The sequence below is a fragment of the Luteimonas sp. Soil_N_1 genome (genome assembly GCF_057656255.1).
On sequence record NZ_JBDGKS010000002.1, the window covers coordinates 226,751 to 250,542 of the forward strand.

20 protein-coding genes are annotated in these 23,792 nt (G+C 62.8%); 4 read left to right on the forward strand and 16 right to left on the reverse strand.

All coding sequences use genetic code 11. The annotated features are described in order from the left end of the window. The first annotated feature begins 155 nt into the window (after positions 1-155). Positions 156-902 carry an electron transfer flavoprotein subunit beta/FixA family protein gene (locus tag AC3A4E_RS14775; RefSeq protein WP_232137934.1) on the forward strand — a complete coding sequence of 249 codons (747 nt, stop codon included), beginning with the start codon at positions 156-158 and terminating at the stop codon, positions 900-902. Between the two features lie 69 nt (positions 903-971). Beyond that, complete coding sequence (locus AC3A4E_RS14780; RefSeq protein ID WP_487632253.1) at positions 972-1,916, forward strand: electron transfer flavoprotein subunit alpha/FixB family protein; 945 nt, start codon at positions 972-974, stop codon at positions 1,914-1,916. Between the two features lie 156 nt (positions 1,917-2,072). On the opposite strand, the gene AC3A4E_RS14785 is transcribed toward AC3A4E_RS14780, so the two are convergent. After that, the gene (locus AC3A4E_RS14785) at positions 2,073-3,074 is read right to left on the reverse strand and encodes a glycosyltransferase family 2 protein (protein ID WP_487632254.1); all 1,002 of its coding nucleotides are present in this window, start codon (positions 3,072-3,074) and stop codon (positions 2,073-2,075) included. A gap of 479 nt (positions 3,075-3,553) precedes the next feature. Between AC3A4E_RS14785 and AC3A4E_RS14790 the strand changes: the two genes are divergently transcribed. Beyond that, the gene (locus tag AC3A4E_RS14790; RefSeq protein WP_487632255.1) at positions 3,554-4,354 is read left to right on the forward strand and encodes a glycosyltransferase; all 801 of its coding nucleotides are present in this window, start codon (positions 3,554-3,556) and stop codon (positions 4,352-4,354) included. A gap of 286 nt (positions 4,355-4,640) precedes the next feature. On the opposite strand, the gene fcl is transcribed toward AC3A4E_RS14790, so the two are convergent. The 14 genes from fcl to AC3A4E_RS14860 form a co-directional block, all read right to left on the reverse strand. After that, complete coding sequence (gene fcl / locus AC3A4E_RS14795) at positions 4,641-5,576, reverse strand: GDP-L-fucose synthase (RefSeq protein ID WP_487632256.1); 936 nt, start codon at positions 5,574-5,576, stop codon at positions 4,641-4,643. Between the two features lie 2 nt (positions 5,577-5,578). Beyond that, on the reverse strand, positions 5,579-6,700 hold the full coding sequence (gmd, locus tag AC3A4E_RS14800; RefSeq protein ID WP_487632257.1) for a GDP-mannose 4,6-dehydratase: 1,122 nt from the start codon (positions 6,698-6,700) through the stop codon (positions 5,579-5,581). Positions 6,701-6,963: 263 nt separating this feature from the next. Beyond that, on the reverse strand, positions 6,964-7,344 hold the full coding sequence (locus AC3A4E_RS14805) for a DMT family transporter (protein WP_487632258.1): 381 nt from the start codon (positions 7,342-7,344) through the stop codon (positions 6,964-6,966). Positions 7,345-7,352: 8 nt separating this feature from the next. Then, positions 7,353-9,248, reverse strand: a complete 1,896-nt coding sequence (locus tag AC3A4E_RS14810) for a DUF2142 domain-containing protein (protein WP_487632259.1) — start codon at positions 9,246-9,248, stop codon at positions 7,353-7,355. After that, positions 9,245-11,536, reverse strand: coding sequence for a glycosyltransferase family 2 protein (locus AC3A4E_RS14815; RefSeq protein ID WP_487632260.1), 2,292 nt, complete (start codon positions 11,534-11,536; stop codon positions 9,245-9,247). Before AC3A4E_RS14815 ends, AC3A4E_RS14810 begins: the two co-directional genes overlap by 4 nt. Further along, positions 11,502-13,715 (reverse strand): glycosyltransferase family 2 protein, encoded by a 2,214-nt coding sequence (locus tag AC3A4E_RS14820; RefSeq protein WP_487632261.1) that lies wholly within the window; start codon positions 13,713-13,715, stop codon positions 11,502-11,504. Before AC3A4E_RS14820 ends, AC3A4E_RS14815 begins: the two co-directional genes overlap by 35 nt. Then, a complete protein-coding gene (locus AC3A4E_RS14825; RefSeq protein WP_487632262.1) occupies positions 13,708-15,336 on the reverse strand; it encodes a class I SAM-dependent methyltransferase in 1,629 nt (542 codons plus the stop codon). Before AC3A4E_RS14825 ends, AC3A4E_RS14820 begins: the two co-directional genes overlap by 8 nt. Beyond that, a complete protein-coding gene (locus tag AC3A4E_RS14830; RefSeq protein ID WP_487632430.1) occupies positions 15,333-16,658 on the reverse strand; it encodes an ABC transporter ATP-binding protein in 1,326 nt (441 codons plus the stop codon). Before AC3A4E_RS14830 ends, AC3A4E_RS14825 begins: the two co-directional genes overlap by 4 nt. 16 nt (positions 16,659-16,674) lie before the next feature. Beyond that, positions 16,675-17,508, reverse strand: a complete 834-nt coding sequence (locus tag AC3A4E_RS14835; protein ID WP_487632263.1) for an ABC transporter permease — start codon at positions 17,506-17,508, stop codon at positions 16,675-16,677. 1 nt (position 17,509) lies between these two features. Further along, a complete protein-coding gene (locus AC3A4E_RS14840; RefSeq protein ID WP_487632264.1) occupies positions 17,510-18,685 on the reverse strand; it encodes a cystathionine gamma-synthase in 1,176 nt (391 codons plus the stop codon). A gap of 82 nt (positions 18,686-18,767) precedes the next feature. Beyond that, a complete protein-coding gene (locus tag AC3A4E_RS14845) occupies positions 18,768-20,144 on the reverse strand; it encodes a pyridoxal-phosphate dependent enzyme (protein WP_487632265.1) in 1,377 nt (458 codons plus the stop codon). 109 nt (positions 20,145-20,253) lie between these two features. Continuing rightward, the gene (locus AC3A4E_RS14850; RefSeq protein ID WP_055246405.1) at positions 20,254-20,475 is read right to left on the reverse strand and encodes an HP1242/YdcH family protein; all 222 of its coding nucleotides are present in this window, start codon (positions 20,473-20,475) and stop codon (positions 20,254-20,256) included. Positions 20,476-20,945: 470 nt separating this feature from the next. Continuing rightward, positions 20,946-21,533 carry a hypothetical protein gene (locus AC3A4E_RS14855; protein WP_487632266.1) on the reverse strand — a complete coding sequence of 196 codons (588 nt, stop codon included), beginning with the start codon at positions 21,531-21,533 and terminating at the stop codon, positions 20,946-20,948. A gap of 5 nt (positions 21,534-21,538) precedes the next feature. Continuing rightward, a complete protein-coding gene (locus tag AC3A4E_RS14860) occupies positions 21,539-21,919 on the reverse strand; it encodes a DUF4398 domain-containing protein (RefSeq protein WP_487632267.1) in 381 nt (126 codons plus the stop codon). A gap of 94 nt (positions 21,920-22,013) precedes the next feature. Between AC3A4E_RS14860 and AC3A4E_RS14865 the strand changes: the two genes are divergently transcribed. Further along, the gene (locus tag AC3A4E_RS14865) at positions 22,014-23,123 is read left to right on the forward strand and encodes a PilT/PilU family type 4a pilus ATPase (protein ID WP_487632268.1); all 1,110 of its coding nucleotides are present in this window, start codon (positions 22,014-22,016) and stop codon (positions 23,121-23,123) included. Positions 23,124-23,129: 6 nt separating this feature from the next. Here the strand turns inward: AC3A4E_RS14865 and maiA are convergent, their stop codons facing one another. Beyond that, the gene (gene maiA, locus AC3A4E_RS14870; RefSeq protein WP_487632269.1) at positions 23,130-23,792 is read right to left on the reverse strand and encodes a maleylacetoacetate isomerase; all 663 of its coding nucleotides are present in this window, start codon (positions 23,790-23,792) and stop codon (positions 23,130-23,132) included.

The window sequence follows — 23,792 nt, forward strand, 5'->3', positions numbered from 1 at the left end:
CCGGCTCACCCCGGGTGATTTCGGCACGAACATGAACACCCGGAAGGCGTAACCCGGAGTTCGCGCGCCGGAGGCCGCCCCGTTAGAATTGACGGATTGCCCCGCGCCAGCCGCCGTGGCCGGGTGATCCGCAACGCACAAGGAATGCCGTACCGATGAAGATCCTCGTCGCCTACAAGCGCGTGGTGGACTACAACGTCCGCATCCAAGTCAAGCCGGACGGGTCCGGCGTGGTCACCGACGGCGTGAAGCTGTCGGCCAACCCCTTCGATGAAATCGCGCTGGAAGAAGCCCTGCGCCTGCGCGACAAGGGCATCGCGACGGAGGTCGTCGTCGCGACGATCGCGCCCGCCGACGCCCAGGCGCACCTGCGCAACGGTCTGGCCATGGGCGCCAACCGCGCCATCCACGTGGTCTGTGACCAGGCGATCCAGCCGCTGACGGCCGCACGCACTCTGCTCAAGCTTGTCGAGAAGGAACAGCCGGATCTGGTGATCCTCGGCAAGCAGGCGATCGACGACGACGCCAATCAGACCGGTCAGATGCTGGCGACGCTGTGGGGCCGCCCGCAGGCGACCTTCGCTTCGAAGGTCGAAATCGCCGACGGCAAGGCCACGGTGACGCGCGAAGTAGATGCCGGCCTGGAGACGCTCGAAGTCGACCTGCCGGCCGTCGTCACGACCGACCTGCGCCTCAACGAGCCGCGCTTCATCAAGCTGCCCGACATCATGAAAGCGAAGTCGAAGCCGATGGAATCGATCCCGTTCGCCGACCTCGGCGTCGAGTCGGTCGACACGCTCAAGACCACGCACTACGAGGCGCCGACCAAGCGCGGCAAGGGCGTCATGGTCAAGGACGCGGCCGAACTGGTCGCCGCGCTCAAGGCCAAGGGCCTGCTCTGAATTCCGTCGCTCCCGCGCGCGCGGGAGCCCAGTGACATCCGGCCCGGGGCCGGATCGCAGGAGAACCTCATGTCCAAAGTCCTTGTCATCGCCGAACACCTCGACGGCACCCTGAACGCCAGCGCGACCGCCAAGACTGTCGCCGCGGCGCAGGCGCTGTCGCCCGACGCCATCGACGTCGCGGTGTTTGCCGCGGATCCCGCCGGCGCCGCCACCGAAGCCGCCACGATTGCCGGCGTGTCGAAGGTGCTCGCCGTCGCCAATCCGGCCAACGCACAAACCCTCGCGCAGGTGCTGGGCCCGCAGATCGCCAAGCTTGCCGCCGGCTACAGCCACGTCTTCGCGCCGTCGACGACATTCGGCAAGGACCTGCTGCCGGTCGTCGCCGCGCTGCTGGGCGTCAACCAGATCTCCGATCTGATGACGGTCGAGAGCAGCCATGTCTTCAAGCGCCCGATCTATGCCGGCAATGCAATCGTCACTGTCGAAGCCCCGGCCGACCAGCCGGTCGTCGCCACGGTGCGCACCGCGTCCTGGCAGGAAGCGGCACGCGGCGGCAGCGCAACGGTCGAAACCACCAGCGTCGACGCCAAACTGCCGACGCACACCCGCTTCATCGGTCTCGCCGCAGGCAGCACCGACCGCCCCGACCTGCAGAGTGCCAAGCGTGTCGTCTCGGGCGGCCGCGGTGTCGGCTCGGAAGAGAACTTCAAGATCGTGTTCGACTTTGCCGACAAGCTCGGCGCCGCGGTCGGCGCCTCGCGCGCCGCAGTCGATGCCGGTTACGTGCCCAATGAGCTGCAGGTCGGCCAGACAGGCAAGATCATCGCCCCCGAGCTCTATGTCGCCATCGGCATCAGCGGAGCGATCCAGCATCTGACCGGCATCAAGGATGCCGGCACGATCGTCGCGATCAACAAGGACGCCGACGCACCGATCTTCGAGATCGCGGATATCGGCCTCGTGGGCGACCTGTTCAAAGTGTTGCCGGAGCTCGAAGCGGCGCTGACCTGACCGTCTAGCTCGCGGGTTTGGTGGATAGGAATTGGAAGCCCTCTCGCGAGGGCCTCTTTTTCTGTCGGCAATCCTAGGACGCCCGGACTGTGTGCCCGTGTGAGGTAGCGCAACACAGCGCCTGCTGCCCAGAAAGTGTCTTGATTCGTCTATCGATCAGCGCAAAAGCTTGTGTACGGCCCGCCGTGGCACCGATGCGATGTCGAAAGCAATGAAGCCGAGCAGTAGCTGCAGCCCCAAAATGAGGGGTAACGCCGAAAGCATCACGCGTCCCGCTGACGCCGTGACACCGGAATTTGCGGCGTCCAGCCAGAAATACGCGCCCGCAGTCGAGCCTGCGGCCAGCAGCACCAGCCCACCAACCAGTTCAATGCTTGCAAGCGAGACATCACGCAAAAAATAGTTATAGAAAACGCGTTTGAACGTGTTCCTCGCATGCTTGTACATAAAGTCAAACAGTATTCGCCCCACCTTCAGCCCACTCTCTTCATCGCCGTACTTGGCGTCCATCGGAATATCCACGACGACAGCGCGCAGTGTATTCAGACGGAACAGAATATCGGTCTCGAAGAAATACCGGCGGCTGATCTTGTCCATCGGCAACTTCGGAACGATGCGCGCATGGATCGCCGTGTAGCCATTCGTCGGATCGAATAGGTCCCAGTATCCGGATGATATTTTCGTCATGAAGGAAAGCGCTGCATTGCCAAAGATCCGGATGGGCGGCATCTTTCCGATTTGCGCAAGATCGTAGAATCTGTTGCCCTTCGTGTAGTCGGCCCCCCCTGCCGCGATAGGCGCAACAAGACGGGGCAGTATCTCGGGATCCATCTGTCCGTCGCCATCCATCTTGACGATGATGTCGCAACCGTCCTCTTCGGCGCGCAGGTATCCTGCCATCACGGCGCCGCCTACGCCGAGATTGATCTCGTTGAGGACCACCGTCACCCGCGGATCCCGGCACTGCTCGCGAACGAGTGCGCCGCTCTGATCCGGACACTTGTCATCGACGACGTAGATCCGCGACACCCACGCAGGAATGCCTGCGATGACATCTAGGATGTGTCGTGTCACTCGATAGGACGGAATGACGATCCCTGTCCGGACATTGATTGGGTATGGGCTTCCGGCTTTTCCGACAACTGCTTCATTGATCATGGATGACCTGCTTCATAAGTAACCGCGCACACGCAGTATGTTGGCGACGCTTGGCTTGACGCTTCGGCTGCAGCCGCTGCCATCACAGATGGCTGATAGCACCGCTTCTCAGCCCCGGCATGGTATAGGCGAAGGGCCACCCCGCGAAAGCGCTTGCATTCGCCACAGCAGCTGCGTTGTGCGAAATCCAATGCTTGCCTGTCTGAAAGGCCCTCCCGCTATCACGGCCAGATATGCAAGCGACGCAGCGTCGATCAAGACACTAGGGTGGACAAAAACGCCATCACAAATCGCTTGCGGGCACCCGTGCGTTACAAGTCTAGTCAGAGCGCTCGGCCTGCAACTCTTTCGCGGCGCATCGAACGTGATCGCATATGCATTGTCGCTATACTTGCGTCCACATCGGACGGCCCGTCAACAGGCGTTTTGTGCTGTCTGGTTACCGCATCTGCTTATGAAGTGTTGAAGAGGATCCAGTCATGGCCCAACCTGAAGTGCTCGTCGTACTCCCGACTTTGGGCGATCGACTGGATACGTTGCGCGAAACACTCGATTCGGTCGAAGCACAGCGCGGCGACGTGTCTCTCACCTTGGTCGTCGTTGCGCCACCCGCCGCGACCGCTGCGCGAGCACTGGCCGCATCCAAAGGTGCCGTTGTCGTTGACGACCCAAGGCAGGGTATTTCAGCCGCAATCAACTGCGGCCTGGACGCGCGCAGCGTTGAAAAATACTACGCTTGGATCGGAGACGACGATATTTTCCGCCCCGGCGGTCTGGGGAAACTCCGAAGCATCCTGGAGTCGCGCCCCAAGGCGGTACTGGCTTTCGGCGGATGCGACTACATCGATTCTGCCGGTCGCACTATCGCGACGAGCAACGCCGGTGCGCTTGCTACCCTGATCCTGGCATGGGGCCCCGATCTGATTCCACACCCTGGCACGATGGTCCGGCTAGACGAGCTGCAGGCAATTGGTGGCTTCGATACGTCGCTCAAGTACGCAATGGATCTCGACGCCTTTTTGAAGTTGCGCTCGCTTGGCGAGTTTGCCTTTACGCGCGAACCGGTTTCCGGCTTCCGTTGGCATCCCGATTCGCTGACAGTGGCGAACCGCAGTGCGTCGAGCGCCGAATCGGAAGCCGTCAAGAAGCGGCATTTGCCGCCCGCACTTCGTCCACTGATGCCACTCTGGGCATTGCCGATCCGCTGGGCTTCATCGATGGCGGCAAACCGTGTGAGTGCGCGCGCGCGCGCCATCGCGGCAGCAGCGCTTGAGAGCTGAACGAATTCGAGAAGATTGCACTGCGCAGAGCTCGCCATTCCTTGGCTCGATCTGACAACACCCGCCCCAAGGCCGCGACTGAACTGCTTGGACATACACAGCAGTGGCCTGCGGCCCTTACCTGGGACGATTTGATCGAGGCTGTTGATCTCGCGGCGCGTCGTGTCCCGACCCGCGAGGGTCGGCAAAATAGAGCTTATCGCGCGTTATCCAGCTACAGGACTGTTGACCCATCTTCAAGGGGAAGGCCACCGTGGCGACGATGCCCTCCGCTGTGGCGAAAAGCCTAGACGTTTGCGGCCAGGAAGTGCCGATATGCATCGGCGACGCCGTCTCTCAGGTTGCGACTGTCGTCCCACCCAAGCCCCTTCAAACGACTGGAGTCCATCAGCTTGCGAGGCGTGCCGTCCGGCTTGCTGGCGTCGAACACCAGCTCGGCTTCGTAACCCACCACGGTTGCGATTGTTTCGGCAAGTTCGCGGATGGTGACTTCGACGCCCGAGCCTACGTTGACATGTTCGTAGCCGGAGTACTCCTTCAGCAGGAACACAAGCGCATCTGCCAGGTCATCGCAGTGCATGAACTCACGCAGAGGTGTGCCTGAACCCCAGACTGTCACGCTCTTGGATCCAGCTTGCTTGGCTTCATGGAACTTGCGCAGCAATGCTGGCAGTACGTGGGACGAATCCAAGTCGTAGTTGTCTCCTGGCCCATAAAGATTTGTGGGCATGGCGGAGATCCAGTCGCGCGCATATTGGGTGCGGTAGGCTTGAGTCAACTTAATGCCGGCAATCTTGGCAACCGCGTACCACTCGTTGGTCGGCTCTAATGGGCCCGTCAACAGGCTTTCCTCTGCGATGGGTTGCGGCGCAAGCTTCGGATAGATGCACGATGAGCCGAGGAACAGCACGCGCGCGACATCCTGCTCGTGTGCAGCCTGAAGAATATTCGCCTCGATCATCAGGTTCTGGTAAAGAAAGTCGACAGGAAATTCACTGTTCGCCTTGATTCCGCCGACTTTGGCAGCCGCGAGCACGATCGCATCGGGCTTCTTATCTGCCATCCATTCGCGAACCTGCAACTGTTCGACGAGGTCGACATCGTCACGGCCCGCGACGATAACTTCGCAGCCCTCACTCGCAAGGCGTCGGGCCACGGCGCCACCGACCATGCCGCGATGGCCAGCCACCCAGATGCGTTTGCCGGAAAGTTCAAAGCCCATATTCAGCCCTCCAGGCTGACGGGTACGTCATGCCCATGCGCCCTGAGCAGCGCATGACGCTGCGCTGACTTCAGGTCCGCAGCCACCATCTCCGCACACATCTGCTGTGTAGTGATCTCAGGCACCCATCCAAGCCGCTCCTTGGCCTTACTTGGATCGCCCAGCAAGGTTTCGACTTCAGCCGGTCGAAAATAGCGGGGGTCGATCCTCATCAGAACATCTCCCACCTTCACCGCGGGCGCATTGTCGCCCGCCACCGACACGACAGTGGCCACTTCCTCCACGCCCTCACCGGAGAACGTCAGCTCAATTCCAAGCTCTGCTGCAGACCAAGCAATGAACTCACGCACGGAGTACTGCACGCCGGTCGCAATCACGAAGTCCTCGGCGACATCCTGCTGCAGCATCATCCACTGCATCCGCACATAGTCCTTGGCATGACCCCAGTCGCGGAGCGAGTCGATGTTGCCCATGAACAGGCACGACTCCAAGCCCTGCGCGATATTGGCAAGCCCGCGGGTGATCTTGCGGGTCACAAAAGTCTCCCCGCGACGCGGACTTTCATGATTGAAAAGGATGCCGTTGCACGCGTACATCCCGTATGCCTCGCGGTAGTTTACGGTGATCCAGTAGGCATACAACTTGGCGACAGCATAGGGACTGCGCGGATGGAAGGGCGTCGTTTCACGCTGGGGCGTTTCCTGCACGAGTCCGTACAACTCAGAGGTCGATGCCTGATAAAAGCGCGTCCGATCGGTCATCTTGAGGAAACGGATGGCCTCCAGCAGCCGAAGCGTGCCGATGCCATCGACGTCCGCTGTGTATTCCGGCGACTCGAAACTCACGGCGACGTGGCTCTGTGCGCCGAGATTGTAGACCTCGTCCGGCTGGACCTCCGCGAGGATCCGGGTGAGATTACTCGTATCGGTAAGATCACCGTAGTGCAGGTGCAAGCGGGCGCCACTCTCGTGCGGATCCTGATAGATGTGGTCCACACGCTGCGTATTGAACGACGATGCACGACGCTTGATTCCGTGGACCTCGTAGCCTTTCTCGAGTAGAAACTCTGCGAGATAGGAGCCATCCTGGCCCGTAATGCCGGTGATGAGTGCGCGCTTCGTCATTTGGGTTCCTGACTGATTATTGGATCGCCATGACCTGTCGCGGCCTGGCTGAACTGCTGCCGGTCTCACCCGGGTCAAACGGCACTGCGCCGCCGCCCAGAGAACCGGTGGAGTCGTAGAAGAGGGATAGCATAACGAAAACGGCTCGCATGCTCTAACACAGCTACCCCTGCGAACACGGCAAAGGCATCGCGCGCTGGGATCGGCCAGCGCTGCACTGCCACGTAGTGAACAAAGCGCGCCGGGAGCGCTCTGCTGCCCGATCAAGCCGGCTTGCCTGCCAACATCATCAGAAGAACGCCGGACGATACCAGCACAAGCCCCATCCACTGCAACGGCTGAAGGCGCTCTCCGTAAAGCAGCCAGCTCGACGCAGCAATCAGGATGTAGAGGAAGGCGCCGGAAATCGCAAATGCGAGACCCAGTTTGACCCGGCTTACGATCACCACCCAGGTGATGAAGCCCACGGCCTGGATCGCGACGGCAGCGATTACATAAGGAGAAAGACAGGCGGCGATCAGCCAGTGGATCCCGGTCGGCACTGGTTCACGCAAGGCAAGCAGCGTCACCGCCCGCTTGACCATCAGCTGGCTTCCAAGCGTACAGCAGGTGACGAAAGCGATCATCAGAATTTCGCGATACATACTCTTTCTCAGAAGTAATAACGCTCGATGAGCGCGACTAACCCATCTGCAAGTGCGAGCATCATGACGAGGGGCACACAAATGCTCAGGATGGTGCGGACCCTGGGGCCCGTCTCGCGCGCCAGGAAGCACATGGAGAAGACGATGCAAGGTATGAAATATCGACCCTGTAGGCCCATAACGACGGCCGAGTCCGGATAAGTCCAGAACAGAAACAGAGGCAATGCGAGCATCAACGCAGCGACTGCCGAAAACGCAACTGCCACCCAGGGCGTCCAGCTTTTCAGCCCGCCCCTTAGTGACATCCAGCACGCAGCGACGATGCATCCCGTCAGACCGACATAGCTCCAACGGGAGAGATTGACGTCCAACCACCCCAGAACGCCAAGAGAAGATTTCCAGAGCCAAAGGCCATGCGACCCGAAGAAGGTCTGTGCAAATACCTTGGCAACACCCAGTGGTTCACTAGTGAATCGCGCGAGGTTTGCAGCAGGGTCAACTCCTTCAAGAGGCGCAGCGGATCCCGCCGCATACAGAACCCAGGCGAAATGCACGGCAAACGGCAAGACAAGGAACTTCATCGCTGCAGGCGTGAAGCTTCCGACAACGCGAAGGTAAGTTGGCCTGGCAAACAGGATCGCGCTCAGCACCCAAGCGGAGCCCGGCTTGGAGATCGCAAGCGCGATCGCAAGCGGCCCGAGCAGCCAAACGGCTTTCCGTATGGATATCCGCCCTTCGATCACGCCACACACCGCGCCAACCCAAGCGAAAGTCAGCGCGAGGTACACCGCATCAACGGACACTGAGGCAAGCTGGAACAAGCTCATGGGCAAAAGCGCGCACACGAACAATGCCCATCGTGCACGCATCGTTGCCCATATACCAATCGCAACTAGCAAGGTCGAAAGAAGAAGATTGCCCAGCCTCGCGAGCAGCAGAAACGTGCCGAGATCCTGTCCGGTGGCGCAGCTGAAGGCGTAAGAAGCGGCAGGGATCGCGTACAGATGCGGGGCGTAACCGTCCGCGCCATGCGGCAACGCCGCAGTGGTCGCTTCGCAGGGGACCGGTGCTTCAATCTGGGACAACAATTGCACTACAGAAAAACGCAGGCTTGGATCCAGATAACCATTGAAGCCGCCGTACATCTCGAAGATGTTGGGAAACAGCCGATCCCCGGTCGAACCTACCAGCACACCGTTCGTTATCTTGACGGCTTTGGTGACATGCGCGTATTCGTCGGGCACCGCCCCTGGCGGCGTGATGATCGCGTAAGCCGCACCGAATGCGAGCGAGATCACGATATAGATCGCGACGAGCTGACCTCCGATTCGCTCCGATAAGCCAGTGCCTGGTGGGGTAACCGAGGCGCGGCGAACGAGAACACTGGACGCTATTGCGAAGATCAAACCCAGCGCAAACCACGCCGACATTGCCGCCCGGTCGGGGGAAAGAGGTGTTCCTACCAGTTCAAGCAGCACCTGCGGATCGGTTGCATCTTGGACCGGCGTGATTATCAGACACTGCTCCTGTGTCCGGATGTCGGCGATCTGATGGAATCCTGCGACTCTGTAATCCGAAAGGGTCAAGGCATGCCCGCCGCTTTGGACATCAAGCCTGCAGATCGACACGGGTGACCCTGAGGGCGGGTCAAGACGAAGCGTACTTGTACGATCAACCGGAACCCGCATGCGCCACGTGGGCATCGGGCTCTGTGCAATTGCCGAACCCTGCTCGGAGAACCCCCCCGAAGAAGCAAAGAAAAGCTGTGTGCCGAGGCTGGTGTCAGGGTTGGAGAAGCCGACTTCGATTGTGGCAACGTGGCCGCGCAGCGCAGCGTTGAATGCCAGACCCCAGAAAACCAAAGCGATGACCGCAAGAGCCATCGCAACCACGCGCAATCTCATCCACGCGCTCCCACAGCAGTGCAGGCGTGCGGGACGCGTGGTGGGTAGGACAGCGTGAACGGCGTATTCGTCAGGCTGAAATTAAGGTTGTAGTAGGGATCGGACTCGAGCAGGCCTCCCCAACGCTGCTTCATGAAGCCTTCTTCCCGCTTGAACCGCTCGATCTTCTCAGGGGTATTCTCATATCCGCGCGACGCGGACTCATGATGATAAAGCTCCGCAAACGGCGTCCAGAGGTTCCGATACCCGGCCTCGCGCACGCGGATGCAGAAGTCGACGTCATTGAACGCCACCACCAGTGCCTCGTCGAGACCACCGACCTCTTCGAAAACGGAACGCCGAACGACGGCGCAAGCGGCGGTTACTGCACTGATGCTCTGCACGAGACCGGCCCGATGCTTGTCCCCGGGATAGCCACGTGGCATGCCGACATAGGAATGCCCCGCTACGCCCCCGATCCCAAGAACCACACCTGCGTGCTGGATCGTATCGTTGGGGTAGTACAGCATCGCACCGACCACACCGATCTCGGTGCGATTCGCGTGGGACACCATTTCAGTCAACCAGTCCGGACTGATGACCTCGATGTCGTTGTTGAGCAGTCCGATGATTTCGCCTTGAGTGCTGGACGCTCCGAAATTGTTGATCTTCGAGTAATTGAACGGCGCGTCGTAACGAAGCACCCGGACATTCGAATGGGCTTTCAGCTCTCGAAAATACGCGATCGTTTCTTTCTCTACCGACCCGTTGTCGAGAATTACGACTTCATAGTTTCGGTAGGTCGTACGTTCCAGGATGGAATCCACACACTGTCGCAACAGGTCGACACGGTCTCGTGTCGGGATGAGCAAACTGACCCTTGGCTGCGGCTCTGGAATCTCATGGGCAATATGATAGTACCCGCTGTATCCGGGCATCTCTTCGACTTTGGCAGGTGTGCCGGTGCGGTCGAAATGATCCTGGATAGCGCGCAGAGCGGCGAAGTGCGCATAGCTCTTTTCACCCGGCGCCAGCGCGGTTGATCCTTCGATCATTCGCCAGTGATACAGCACCTTGGGTACATGGCCGATCTGGTCAGACAGGAGAGCTTCGCTGGCGCGCAGTGCAAGATCCCAATCCTGGGCCCCGTCAAACCCTTCACGGAAGCCTCCGATTTCCTCGATCAGCGCGCGCTCGTAAACTCCAAGGTGGCAAACGCAGTTCTGCGACAGGAACAGGTCGGGATTCCAGTCTGACTTGAAGTAAGGATCGCTGCGATTGCCCTCAGTGTCGATCTTGTCCTCGTCGGTGAAGAGCATCCGCCACCGGGGATTGTGATCGAGCGCCACGGCACACCACGCGAGGGCCAACGGATGCAACGCGTCATCGTGGTCGAGCAGCGCAATGTGGCTGCCCGTGGCCAGCGCGAGCGCGCTGTTCGAAGCAGCGGCGATGTGTCCATTGCTGCTCCGCCGGATTGCCTTGATTCTGGAGTCTTCTGCTGCAAGGCTTTCGATCAACGCCCAGACGTGTGGATCAGGCGATGCGTCATCCGCAATGCACAACTCCCAGTGCGGATAAGCTTGGGCCTGCACGCTTTCGATGCATGCACGCAGCCACTCGGGATCGGTATTGTAGGTCGGCACCACGATTGAAAAGCGGGGCCCGTTTTCAACCACTGGCATCGTATCCAGTGTCAGCGCGACGCCCTCTTCCGAGCAGTCGTCGTAGAAGTCCACCCACACCTGATAATCGGAGACGCTCATCGTCGTCACTTCAGCTGCATAGAGGCGATAAAGCCGATCGGCCATACGCCTGGGGCCATGCAACACGTCGAGAGCGGCCCCGCGCAGCAGCCGCGCGCGCTCCGTCCACGAACTCCGATTCCATAGGGTGTACGCCATCGTGCGTGCCGCGGCGGACTTTCCGATCCTTTCAAGTGAAAACCCGAGCACGCGAAACTCGCACGGAATCAGCGTTGGATCGAACCGCAAGGCGGTGACATCCGCGACGAACCGCACCAGCCGACGCACCGAATGCCGGCCTGCACGCGCGTCGCTGAGCGGAATTGACAGACGATCCGCCTCGAGTACATGGCTCCTAGAATAGTCCGGATACAGCACGGGGCCGTGAATGCGTCCACGGAGGACTTCGAATTCCAGTTCGACGATGTACCAACCACCTGTCAACGCCCCTTGAGGGAGGCTTACGTCGAAGTACGGATCATTGCCGGAGGCGCGCCATCGGGTCTGGGCACCCGCGCCATCCAGGCGCTCAAGCTGCTGTATCGGACTCAGCTCTGCATTCATTGCAACGGTCAACCTGCGTACTGGCCCGCGACACACATGCCGCAGACCGGGCGGGATCGATCGAGAAAGCCCGACCGAAGAGGGAAAGATTGGGATTGTAGGCGGGATCGCTGACAAGCACGTTCGCCCATCGCGCTTTCATCGCCCCGACTTCGGCTGCAAAGCGGGCGATTTTCTCCGGATTGTCTTCCTGACCACGGCTGGCGGATTCATGGTGGTACATCCAGACCCAGGGCAGCCAGAGATTGCGGTATCCCGCCTCGCCGACGCGCAGGCAGAAATCCACGTCATTGAACGCGACGGCCAGCTCGGTGTCCAACCCGCCCACCTCCTCGAAAACACAGCGCCGGATTGCCAGGCACGCTGCCGTGACCGCCGACATCCGCTGGGCCGCCAACGCACGACCGAACTGACCCGGATGGAATCGGGGGAAGCCCGGATACGCGTGCGCCGCCACGCCCTCCACGCCGAGGATCACACCCGCATGCTGGAGGCTTGCGTCGGGGTAGAGAAGCTTGGCACCCACGGCCCCGACTCCTGGACGGCAGGCGTGCATCGCCAGCTCCCGGAGCCACGTACCCTCGGTGATCTCGATGTCGTTGTTGAGCAGGACCACCACGTCGGCGGTGGAATCCGCCACGGCACGATTGTTCAGCGCCGAATAATTGAACGGAGAGTCATCGCGGATCACGCGGACCCGCTTGTCTTCGCAAAGCTGTTCCAGATACGCGAGGGTGTCCACCTGTGTCGAGCCGTTGTCGACGATCACGATCCCGTAATCGACGCCGTCCGTGCGGGCGAGAATGCTGTCGACACAGACCGACAGCAGGTCAAGCCGGTCGCGCGTCGGAATGACGATGTCACACCGGATGTGCTGCGGAAGCTCATAGCGCAGGCGAGGGAGCCCGCTCTCGTCGGCAACGAGCGCGCCCGCGGCGTCCAGCGGACGCAGTCGTGCTAATGCCTCGGCGACCTGATCGGCCGAAGCACCCGATGTGCGCAAGGGGCGATGCGCGGGACCCGGCGCAGCGAGGTGGCGACGCGCCTGCACGGGCAGGTGTCGAATGCTCGCGTCCCCTGCGAGGCGGGCAATCCGCAAAGGCAGGACGTGCGCCCATGCGGCGCCATCGGCACGGATGTCCGATTCGATCTGCCGCAGCAGATCCACCCGGTAGAAGGACGATGGACCGACCACGTCATGCTGGCTTTGGAGATCCGGGTCCCAGGCGGGCTTGAAGTACGGGGCATCCGCATCTCCCGCAGAGTCCGCGAAATCTTCGTCGGTATAGAGCGCACCGATGTCTGCCTTGCCAGCCAGGGCATCACACAGTTGGTGGAGGGCATCGCACGGCACGCGTTCGTCGGCGGAGATCCAGCCGATGAAACATCCGCTTGCCTGTTCCAGACCAGGTGCAACGCCGGGCGTCATGGGCGCAAGGACCTGCGCCTCCGCAGGTCCAGCTCCCGCGGCAACCGCCGGCAGGATGAGCTCCACGCCCGGGACGAGCTGTTCGCCGAGCGCCTGCGCCGCAGCCTGCAGGGCAGCTCTCCCTGCGCCAGGCAACAGAACCAGCGTAATCACGGTCGCCTGTGGTGGAGTTGAAGGCCCGGCTTCCACTGAACGCACGGTGGTCCGGTTCGATGACAGCCAGTGCCTGTACGCGATGCGGGCACCACCGACGTCCTGCACCCTGTAGGCAGGCCATAGCTGCTCGGCCCGCACCTGGGCCGATTCGTCGGTCAATGCCAGCTCTGCTGCCGGCCCGCGACCGAGGGCGTGCCACATCCGCCAGACAGCCTCACTGGGCGCGATCGTTTCAAAGCGGATTCTGCCGAGCGAGAATCGCCCGGGGCGGGTACTGGGATCCAGCCGGACATGCCGCAAAGCGCCCCACACACGGACGATCGCATCGATTCCGCCGGCATCGTCCAGGTCGAGATCCTGACGTTCGGCTTCGCGCATACCCTCGCCACAATCCAGATACAGACTGGGGAGTGAAATCCGCCCATCCACTTGCACGCGAAGGCGGTACCAGCCAGGCGCGAGGTCTGCGGCGAGCGCAAACACCAGATGGGGATCACTGCCTTCGCTGACCAGTGCATCGCCTTCGAGTTGCAGTTGTGAACTTGCGATCAGCTTCCATTCGGAAGGTGCGTCGAGCGCGCCGGCATCAATCATGGGGAGATGCTTTTTTCCACCAGGACTTGTTCTGGGCCTGCTCGATCCTTTCGACAGTCTCGCCGATTGCGTGCACCTGTTCCTGCATTCGTGTGTGTGCCGCCGGCAAACCTCCCACATGGTCAAGAATGACCTGGAACCGGCCGCTGTGATCGGCGAGCAGATCGAGGGAGAACTGTGCCGAGCCGTTCGCGGCATGTTGCAGGGTCGCGATCGCGTCCATCAGCGCAGGCATGGCCGTTGCGGCACGGTCCGCATTCTCGGACGCGGTCGTGACCCGGTCCTGCAGTGCCTCGAATGCAAGCCGGAGCTCGGAACGCAACTCCGCGCCGACCGCCTGCGGTACGTCCGAAGCTGATGCGCCGATATCCCGCACTTCCTGCAGCGCGGCCTCCAGCAGATGTGCCACATGCGTCTGCGTTCTGGCCTGCACGAGGATTCCGTCCAACGCAGTCTTCAGCGAATCGAACACACCCTGTGCGCCCTCTTCCGCGACAACTGCTTCGAAGTCCAGAGTCAGCTCGATGGAACGCACGCCGTCCTGCTCGAGCTCTGGGAGATCCAGCTCGACATGCGGATCACGACCAAGCGAAACCCAACGCAGCCAGTTCGGCATCTGCGGTCGCAGCAGATCGCCCTCCAGTGCGACCAGGCGTGCCTCCAGGCCGCCAACCTCCTGCAGGAGGCCGCCTTCGTCGTCCAGCAATGCAAGCCGCGCAATTCCGAACACGCCCGCACGCTCCGCCGGATCGATCCGGAGGCGGTTCGCTGTACCGTCCCTGGGAAGCGCGAAACGCAGCGCGGAGGGACCTGCGGCAAGTGGCCTGCTGGCGACCGCCTGGCGGGACTCGTCGAAGTCCCCGCCCGACCGCCGGAAGTACACGCGCACGTCTTCATGGGCCTGCGCGCTCGCCACCAGACCGGTAGCTGCCGGATCGGGGGCTGCCGCTGCCAGGAAGTCCGCAAGCGCTGCATCGCGGCCAAACGCGTCGGCAAACGCACGCATCGGCTCGGGCACGTCCTCGCCGACCAGCACCACGCCAAGACCATTGCTGTGCGGAAAGCTGAAGGTCGGGTAGCGCGTCGAGAGCTCTCCGAGATAACGCCCTACACCGAAGCCCCGCTCCTCCACTGCCGTGTCGTGCAGCAGCACCACCGCGCGTGGACTGAGCTTGGGAAGCCAGGTTTCGAAATCGTGCCGCACCGCCTCGTAGGTGTGCAGACCGTCGATGTGCAGAAGGTCGATACTGCCATCCTCGAATTCGCCCACGGCGTCGTCGAAGAACCGGCGACACAACCGGGAAAAGCTGCCGTAGCGCGGGTCATGGTAGGCACGCAGCGCGTCCAGCACGCCTTCGCCATAGCCTTGTGCATGCGCATCGCCCTGCCAGGAGTCGACGGCGACGCATTGACTCTTCTCCAGCCCGAGATGGTCGACCGCCTGGCAGAACGCGAGGTAGGAGTTTCCCGAATGCGTGCCCAGCTCGACCAGCAGGCCCGGCCGCAGCAGATCGATGGCCAGGTACGCGAACGGGATATGTCCAGTCCAGGAGTACGGCTGCGACAGATGCGGCCGAAGGAGCACCACCGGGTGCTGCTCGATCCGGAAGGAATCATTCATTCCACCACCTCCAGCGAGATCTTCGACATGGGAAGCCCCAGGATGCCGATCGACCACGACTGGCAAAGCGACTTCAGAGCAAGTGCTTCGTGCACCCAATGCTGGATCGCATGCTCGTCCTTGCCCCCATCGGCAATTCCGACAGTGATGAAGTAATCGCCGGCCTTCAGACGTGGCATCTCGAACTCGAAGCGCGCGCGCCCCCGGGTCCCCGTCTCGAAGGCAACCCCATTGACCAGAGATGACACGTAGGTGTTGTCTCCGAACAGGAGCTGGCCGAGCCGATCCTTGACATAGAAACCGACGATCGGCCGTTCCAGCACGCCTTCTGCGCTGAAATTCACATCCAGCACCACCGACTCCCCGCCGACGCACCACGACAGGTCGCGCCCGTCGCGATCACGCAGGGTGACCTCGAGGATCTTCGCGCGCATCTCGCCGAACCCCTGGACATTGGGATCGAACGGCACGATCTCGATGTCGTTGCGGAGATTGGACGCGTTGACCACGTCGCGCCGCATGTCATGTCGCGCGCGCTCGGCTGCCACCCCTTGCCCCGGGGCCGACTGCACCGTCGATTCGCCCTGGCGATTCGCGATGACGGACTCGAGGTACTGCTGCACGACGTCGCGTGACTCGCCGTATGCCATCGGGCGACCACTGTCGATCCAGAGGGCTTTGTCGCAGAGGCCACTGACCGCAGCGTCATCATGACTGACGAACAGCAAGGTGCCGCGCGCCTTGAACTCGCGCAGAAAGCGCATGCACTTCTGGGTGAAGAACGCATCGCCCACCGCCAGTGCTTCGTCGATGATGAGCACGTCCGCATCCACGTGCGCCATGACCGAGAACGCCAGGCGCATCACCATGCCGCTGGAGTAGTTGCGGATGGGCTGGTCGATGAACTCGCCGATGTCGGCGAAGTCCAGAATGTCCTGAAGCCGCGCTTCGATCTGCGCGCTCGACAGGCCGAGGATCGACGCGTTGAGAAACACGTTTTCACGCCCGGTGAAGTCGGGGTTGAAGCCACTCCCCAGTTCAAGCAGCGCAGCGATCCTGCCCTGGATATCGATACGACCTTCGGTGGGAGCAAGCGTGCCCGCGATCATCTGCAGCAACGTCGACTTGCCGGACCCGTTCTTGCCGATGATGCCCAACGTCTCGCCACGACGCACCTGCAGATTAACGCCGCGCAAGGCCCAGAACTCGCGATAGAAACGCTTCGAATCGCCGAACAGTCCCTGCAACAGACGATGCGAAGGCCGGTCGTAGATCTGATAGCACTTGCCGACGCCGCTGGCGTCGATGATCACACCGTCCATGCCGACGGAAACCGGTTCAGAGGACATCGGCGAACCCCCGGCGGGTCTTCTGGAATACCGCGAACGCAAGATAGGCAAAGACCATGGCGCCTGCCAGATAGGCGAGCAGCCCCGACCAGTCCGGAATACGTCCCCAGAACGCGACTTCGCGCACCTGGTCGATGATGAAGGTCAGCGGGTTGAGCCGGAAGATCGCCTGATAGCTTTCAGGCAACGTTTCGACCGGAATGATCGCAGAGGACAGAAACAGCAGCGCTGTCGCGAGGACACCGGTGATCTGCGCGATGTCACGCAGGAACACGCTCAGCGACGACAGCAGCCAGATTGTCCCCAACGCTACGAAAGCGAGTGGCGTCAGTACCAGCGGCCAGAACACCAGCGTCCAGTGGATCTCGCCACGGAGCAGGAAGTTGAGCACGATAAACACCACGATGTTCGTCGTCGCATGGAACAGTGCCGACAGGACCACCGTCCAGGGCAGCACTTCGAGCGGAAACACGATCTTCTTGACCAGATTCACGTTACCCGAGATCAGAGTCGGCGCACGGGTCAGGCATTCGGCGAAGAATCCATGCGTGAGCAGACCCAGGAACAGCAACATGGCGAAGTCGGAGGTATTGCCGCTGGTCCCCGGCCACCTGGCCTTGAGGATGTAACCGAACGCGAGTGTGTAGACGATCAGCATGAGGAACGGGCTGATCAACGACCAGAGCAGTCCGAAACTCGCGCCGCGATAACGACCGAGGATGTCGCGACGCGACAGTTCGATCGTCAGCGAGCGATGCTTGATCCATGCGCTGAACGGCCCGCCGATCGAGAACAGCGGGGTCGGAGACATGCTGGTACGCATGTCAGGCCTCCAGCGCGCGATCGATATCGGCGCGGAGATCATCGAGCGCTTCCACGCCGACGCTCAACCGAACCAGATCATCATGCATACCCAGCTCGGCACGTCGCTCAGCCGGCACCGACGCGTGCGTCATTACAGCCGGATGATTGACCAGGCTCTCCACACCACCGAGCGATTCGGCAAGTGTGAACAGTTCGGTGCGCTCGCAGAACCGTTTCGCCGCCTCGTAGCCGCCCTTGATGCGGACCGAGATGATGCCGCCGAAGCCGTCCATCTGGCGCTTCGCCAGTGCGTGCTGCGGGTGCGAGGCGAGGCCGGGGTAGATCACGTGCTCGACGGCGGGATGTGCGTCGAGGAACTCCGCCAGCGCCTGCGCGTTCTCGCAGTGCGCTTTCATGCGCAGATGCAGGGTCTTGAGACCGCGCAGCGCGAGGAAGCTGTCGAAGGGGCCCTGCACGGCGCCTGCGGAGTTCTGCAGGAACGCGAGCTGTTCGGCGAGCTCGGCGTTGTCGCCGACCACCAGCATGCCGCCGACCATGTCGGAGTGGCCATTGAGGTACTTGGTGGCCGAGTGCATGACGATGTCGGCGCCGTGCTCGATCGGGCGCTGCAGGATCGGCGAGGCGAAGGTGTTGTCGACGACGACGATCAGGCCGCGCTTGTGGGCGATGTCCGCGATCGCCCGGATGTCGACGATCTTGAGCATCGGGTTGGTCGGCGTCTCGATCCAGACCAGCTTGGTCTTGTCGGTAATCGCCGCCTCGAACGTCGAGGGGTCGGTCATGTCCACGTAGCTGAAAGACAGCCCGGCGCTGCGCGTGCGCACGCGCTCGAACAGGCGGTAGCTGCCGCCGTAGAGGTCGTCCATCGCGATGACGTGGTCGCCGCTGTCGAGCAGCTCGAGCAGGGTCGCAGTCGCCGCCATGCCGGAGGCGAACGCGAAGCCGCGGGTGCCGCCTTCCAGGCCCGCCACGCAGCGCTCGTAGGCGAAGCGCGTCGGGTTGTGGGTGCGCGAGTACTCGAAGCCCTGGTGCTCGCCCGGGCTGGACTGGGCGTAGGTCGAGGTCGCGTAGATCGGCGGCATCACCGCGCCCGTCGAGGGATCGGGCGATTGGCCGGCGTGGATCGCCAACGTGGCCAGCGCGAACTCGCGCTGCCGGGAACTGGAGTCGGACATGACAGCTTCCTGAAAGGACGGGAGATTCTAGCCAGCAGCCCTGAACGACAGGTTCAGAGCCGCGGCGATCAACGCGCAGGCGTCACTGCACGCGGCGGCGCAGGTAGTTCAGCAGGTCGATGCGGGTGATCAGACCCAGGAATCTGTCGCCATCGGTGACGATCGCGACCTGGCCGCGGTCGAACACCGGCAGCAGGGCCTCGACCGGCGATTTGACGTCGAGGAAGTCGAGCTTGCTGACCATCGCCGACGACACCGGCTCGCGGAAGCGGGCTTCGTCGCCGTACACATGCAGCAGCACGTCGCTTTCATCGAGGATGCCGACGATGCGGTCGCCCTCCATCACCGGCAACTGCGAGATCTCGTAGAGCTTCATGCGCTGGTAGGCCGTGACCAGCAGGTCGGTCGGCTGCAGCACCACCGTGTCGCGACGCGAGTACGGGCGCAGGATCAGGTCACGCAGGTCGTCGTGCTGTTCGCGCTCCAGGAAGCCGTTGTCGAGCATCCAGTAGTCGTTGTAGAGCTTGCTCAGATACTTGTTGCCGGTGTCGCAGACGAACACCAGCACCTTCTTCGGCGTGGTCTGCGCGCGGCAGTACTTGAGCGCGGCGGCCAGCAGGGTGCCGGTCGACGAGCCGCCCAGGATGCCCTCGGTGCGCAGCAGTTCGCGCGCCGCGAGGAAGCTTTCCTGGTCGCTGATCGCGTAGGCCTGCTTGACCCGCGAGAAGTCGGAGATGCCGGGCAGGAAATCCTCGCCGATGCCTTCGACCATCCAGCTGCCCGACTTGTCGTTGAGCACGCCGTCATTGATGTATTCGGCGAGGATCGAGCCGACCGGATCGGCCAGCACCAGCTCCACGTCCGGCGCGTCCTTGGCGAAGCAGCGCGACAGGCCGGTCATCGTGCCCGAGCTGCCGCAGCCGAACACGATCGCGTCCAGCCCACCCACCTCACTCATCTGCCGCAGGATTTCCGGCCCGGTGCCGTGCTCGTGCGCGGCCGGGTTGTCGGGGTTGCCGAACTGGTTGATGAAATAGGCGCCCTCGGTCTCGCCCGCGATGCGCTCGGCGAGGTCCTGGTAGTACTCGGGGTGGCCCTTGGCGACGTCGGAGCGGGTCAGCACGACCTCGGCGCCCATCGCCTTGAGATTGAAGATCTTCTCCCGGCTCATCTTGTCCGGGACCACGAGGATCAGCTTGTAGCCCTTCTGCTGGGCCACCAGCGCCAGGCCGATGCCGGTATTGCCGGCGGTGCCTTCCACCAGCGTCGCACCGGGCGCGATGTCACCGCGCGCTTCGGCGGCCTCGATCATGCGCAGGCCGATGCGGTCCTTGATGGAGCCGCCCGGATTCTGGCTCTCGAGCTTGAAATAGAGTTCGCAGGGGCCCGCATCGAGGCGGCGCGCACGCACGATGGGCGTGTCGGCGATCAGGTCGAGAACGGAGTCGGCGATCGGCATTGCAGGTCCGGGTTGCAGCGAGACAGATCGCGATTATCGCATCCGCGGACAACATTCGCGGGCGATGGCGACCGACGAGGATGGCCACCACCGCCCGCGACAGACGAACCTAGTGTTTCTGCATCTGGTCGTACATCTGGGTCAGGCGATCCTTTGCCGCGAGCTTTTCGCGCTTCATCTGCGACAGCGTGGTCTCATCGACGGCGAACACGCCGAGCTCTGCGTTCAGCACCTTCTTGTCCAGCTCTTTGTGCCGGTAGTAGAGCTGCCGGAACTCGACGTTTCCTTTCATGATCTCTTCGAGTTCGGTCTGCGATTGCGCTTCGAACATGGAATCCTCCTGACTGGAAATACGAACGCCCCGACCGGCGACGGGCGGGGCGCTACGTGGGCTGCATCCAGGAACGTGGGGCGGACGATCCGATCAGGTCGCCGTCGCCGTCCTGCGGACGGAATACGGGGACCTCGTGGGGGATCATCTCGGTCATCGGCCTGGCTCAGTGACCGGATGGCGGAAGGAATCGGTGCCACCCGGACAACCGACCCTACTCCTCGGATCGGGGGCCTACAAGGGCGAAAAACCCGATTCCGGGTCCGGGTCGCAGTCAGGCGCGGAAACGCTTACAGCGCGACGCCAGGAGAACCGCGCCACGAAGCGCCGCAGCGCTCGGATTCGTCGCAAGTGATTGATTTCAATTGGATTCAGTCTGACGGAAAACTAACAATCGGTCGTCAGACAGGGTGCTGCCTCGCATCCGCAGGCAGCGTCACGATCGGCCGATGCACATCGGCCGGCATCGATCAGGGCTGCTCGAGACTCTTGAGCAGTTCCGCCTCACGTGCCCGCAGTTCGGCCTGTCGCTGGCGGGCGGCGCGCAGCTTGGCGGCCTCGCCGCTGGCGACGCCCTGCAACACCGTCTCGGCCTCCTGACGGGCGCTCAGCTCCTCCTCGGCGGCGAGACGCAGCCGGGCCGCTTCTTCGGCCTGGATCTGCGCCTGTACACGCAGCCGCTCCGCCTCCTGCCTGGCACGCGATGCGTCCTGGCGACTGGCCTCGACGATCAGTGCACTGCGCTCGCGCTCGAGCCGGCCCAGTTCGCGGCGCGAGGCCTCGGTGCGGGCGGCAAGTTCCGCGGTCTCGACGCGCCATTGCGCGACCTGCAGCGCCGACGCGCGCTGCGCACTGCGGACTTCGGCCAACGCGGTCAGGGACTGGCGCGCCTGCAGCCGCTCATAGGCCGCGGTGCCCGCGGTCTGGGGATCGGAATCGATCGCCTGCAGCCGCTGCTGCAGCGCCGCCACGTCGCCTTCGGATGCGGTCTGGGCCACGGCAGCCACTGGCAGCAACAGCACAGCCAGCAGGCCGGCAAGACGGATCGTCGAACGCATGGGGATCATTCCTCCACCTGCAGCCGCTGGCGCAGATTGGTGATTTCGGCACGTCGCGCCGACAGTTCGGCCTCGGTCGTGGCCTGCGTAGCGCGTGCATGCGCCAGGTCGGCCAGGGCGCTGGCCGACAGTGCCAGCGTTCGCGCTTCGGCGTCACGCTGGCTGGCCATGGCGGCCTGCGCCTGCTCCAGCGCGCGCCGCGCCTGTGCGATGTCGGCGGAGGCGTACTGGTCGGCGTCGGCATCGCCGGCACGCGCGACGGACAGCTGCGCGGCTGCCAGCTCTTCCCTGGGCGGCGGCGCACTGGCGCAGGCCGACAGCAGCAGCACACCGGCGAGAAGGGTGCCCTGCAGCAGCGGACGGATGTATGCGAAGCTTGTATTCATCGAGGAGCCATGGCCCGGACGCGTCGTCCGGACCATTGTGGTCAGCCTCAACCGGATGCGCAACGCAGGCCGGCCGTCTACGGGGAATCTGTACATGGATATCGGCTACTTCCTGAAGCTGATGACCGAGAAGAACGCGTCCGACATGTTCCTGAGCACAGGCGCACCGGTCTACATCAAGGTCGAAGGCCGGCTCTATCCGCTCGGCAGCACGGGGCTTCCGCCGGGCATGGCACGCAAGATCGCCTACTCGCTGATGGACGAGGACCAGATCCAGCAGTTCGAGCGCGACTACGAGCTCAACATGGCCTACTCGCTGCAGGACGCCGGACGTTTCCGCGTCAACGTGTTCAAGCAGCGTGGCGAAGTGGCCATGGTGGTGCGCGCGATCCGCAGCAGCATTCCGAGCATCGAGGAACTGCAACTGCCGCAGGTGCTCAAGGACATCATCATGGCGCCGCGCGGGCTGGTGCTGATCGTCGGCTCCACCGGCTCGGGCAAGTCGACCACGCTCGCCTCGATGATCGACCACCGCAACGCCAGCACCTCCGGACACATCCTCACCATCGAGGACCCGATCGAGTACCTGCACCGGCACAAGAAATCGCTGGTCAACCAGCGCGAGGTCGGGCTGGACACGCTGACCTTCCACAACGCGCTCAAGAACGCCATGCGTGAAGCGCCGGACGTCATCCTGATCGGCGAAATTCTCGATGCGACGACGATGGAAGCCGCGATCTCGTTCGCCGAGACGGGCCACATCTGTCTGGCGACGCTGCATTCGAACAATGCCGACCAGACAATCGAGCGCATCCTCAACTTCTTCCCGGATGCCGCGCACAAGAACGTGCTGATGAACCTCGCACTGAACCTGCGCGCGGTGGTGTCACAGCGTCTGGTGCCGGGCCTCGATGGCCGACGCCTGCCGGCGACCGAGGTCCTGCTCAACACGCCGATGATCCGCGACCTGCTGCGTCGCGGGCAGGTGCACGAGATCAAGCAGGCGATGGAGGATTCGCTGGAGGAAGGTGTGGAAACCTTCGACCAGTGCCTGTTCCGCCTCTACAAGGAAGGGCGCATCGAGCGCGAGACCGCCCTGCGCGCGGCCGATTCGCGTGACGGTCTGGACCTCAAGTTCCGCCTGTCCGAAGGCGGAAGCGGCAGCCACGACCCCTATGCGGACGTCTTCGCCACCGACCCCTGAGCACGCTCAGGCGGCGGGTGGCGCGTCGGGTTGGGATTCCGGCGCTGCGGCCTGGAATGCCGGCAATGCGGCACACGCCGATTCGATGCGACGGACGACCGGATAGGGCGTCAGGTCGATCCCGAAGCGGCGGGCGTTGTAGAGCTGCGGCACCAGGGCGCACTCGGCCAGCGAGGGCGCATCCCCGACGCAGAAGCCATTCCCGCCCTCCTGCACGAGCAGCGCCTCGAACGCGGCCAGTCCTTCCTGCACCCAGCGCGCGACCCAGCGCGTGCGTGCGTCCGCAGGCAACTGCAGGTCGTGCTCCAGGTACTGGAGCACACGCAGGTTGCCGAGCGGATGGATGTCGCACGCCACCAGTTGCGCGAGTGCACGTGCGCGCTGCCGCGCCAGCGCGTCTCGCGGCAGCAGCGGCGTGTCCGGGAAGACTTCGTCCAGATACTCGATGATCGCCAGCGACTGGCGCATCACCGCATCGCCATGCTGCAGGGTCGGCACCAGCTGCTGCGGATTGCGCGCCGCGAACGCAGGCGTGCGCTGCTCACCGCCATCGCGCACCAGATGCACCGGCACGCTGTCGAATGCCAGCCCCTTGAGATGCAGGGCGATGCGCACGCGGTAGGCCGCGCTGGAACGCCAGTAGGTATGCAGCGTCAGCGCGGCAGTCAC

Bases quoted from the DNA above. Each gene is read 5' to 3' on its own strand.
- AC3A4E_RS14775 (WP_232137934.1), top strand. From the start codon at position 156: ATGAAGATCCTCGTCGCCTACAAGCGCGTGGTGGACTACAACGTCCGC.
- AC3A4E_RS14780 (WP_487632253.1), top strand. From the start codon at position 972: ATGTCCAAAGTCCTTGTCATCGCCGAACACCTCGACGGCACCCTGAAC.
- AC3A4E_RS14785 (WP_487632254.1), bottom strand. From the start codon at position 3,074: ATGATCAATGAAGCAGTTGTCGGAAAAGCCGGAAGCCCATACCCAATC.
- AC3A4E_RS14790 (WP_487632255.1), top strand. From the start codon at position 3,554: ATGGCCCAACCTGAAGTGCTCGTCGTACTCCCGACTTTGGGCGATCGA.
- fcl (WP_487632256.1), bottom strand. From the start codon at position 5,576: ATGGGCTTTGAACTTTCCGGCAAACGCATCTGGGTGGCTGGCCATCGC.
- gmd (WP_487632257.1), bottom strand. From the start codon at position 6,700: ATGACGAAGCGCGCACTCATCACCGGCATTACGGGCCAGGATGGCTCC.
- AC3A4E_RS14805 (WP_487632258.1), bottom strand. From the start codon at position 7,344: ATGTATCGCGAAATTCTGATGATCGCTTTCGTCACCTGCTGTACGCTT.
- AC3A4E_RS14810 (WP_487632259.1), bottom strand. From the start codon at position 9,248: ATGAGATTGCGCGTGGTTGCGATGGCTCTTGCGGTCATCGCTTTGGTT.
- AC3A4E_RS14815 (WP_487632260.1), bottom strand. From the start codon at position 11,536: ATGAATGCAGAGCTGAGTCCGATACAGCAGCTTGAGCGCCTGGATGGC.
- AC3A4E_RS14820 (WP_487632261.1), bottom strand. From the start codon at position 13,715: ATGATTGATGCCGGCGCGCTCGACGCACCTTCCGAATGGAAGCTGATC.
- AC3A4E_RS14825 (WP_487632262.1), bottom strand. From the start codon at position 15,336: ATGAATGATTCCTTCCGGATCGAGCAGCACCCGGTGGTGCTCCTTCGG.
- AC3A4E_RS14830 (WP_487632430.1), bottom strand. From the start codon at position 16,658: ATGGACGGTGTGATCATCGACGCCAGCGGCGTCGGCAAGTGCTATCAG.
- AC3A4E_RS14835 (WP_487632263.1), bottom strand. From the start codon at position 17,508: ATGCGTACCAGCATGTCTCCGACCCCGCTGTTCTCGATCGGCGGGCCG.
- AC3A4E_RS14840 (WP_487632264.1), bottom strand. From the start codon at position 18,685: ATGTCCGACTCCAGTTCCCGGCAGCGCGAGTTCGCGCTGGCCACGTTG.
- AC3A4E_RS14845 (WP_487632265.1), bottom strand. From the start codon at position 20,144: ATGCCGATCGCCGACTCCGTTCTCGACCTGATCGCCGACACGCCCATC.
- AC3A4E_RS14850 (WP_055246405.1), bottom strand. From the start codon at position 20,475: ATGTTCGAAGCGCAATCGCAGACCGAACTCGAAGAGATCATGAAAGGA.
- AC3A4E_RS14855 (WP_487632266.1), bottom strand. From the start codon at position 21,533: ATGCGTTCGACGATCCGTCTTGCCGGCCTGCTGGCTGTGCTGTTGCTG.
- AC3A4E_RS14860 (WP_487632267.1), bottom strand. From the start codon at position 21,919: ATGAATACAAGCTTCGCATACATCCGTCCGCTGCTGCAGGGCACCCTT.
- AC3A4E_RS14865 (WP_487632268.1), top strand. From the start codon at position 22,014: ATGGATATCGGCTACTTCCTGAAGCTGATGACCGAGAAGAACGCGTCC.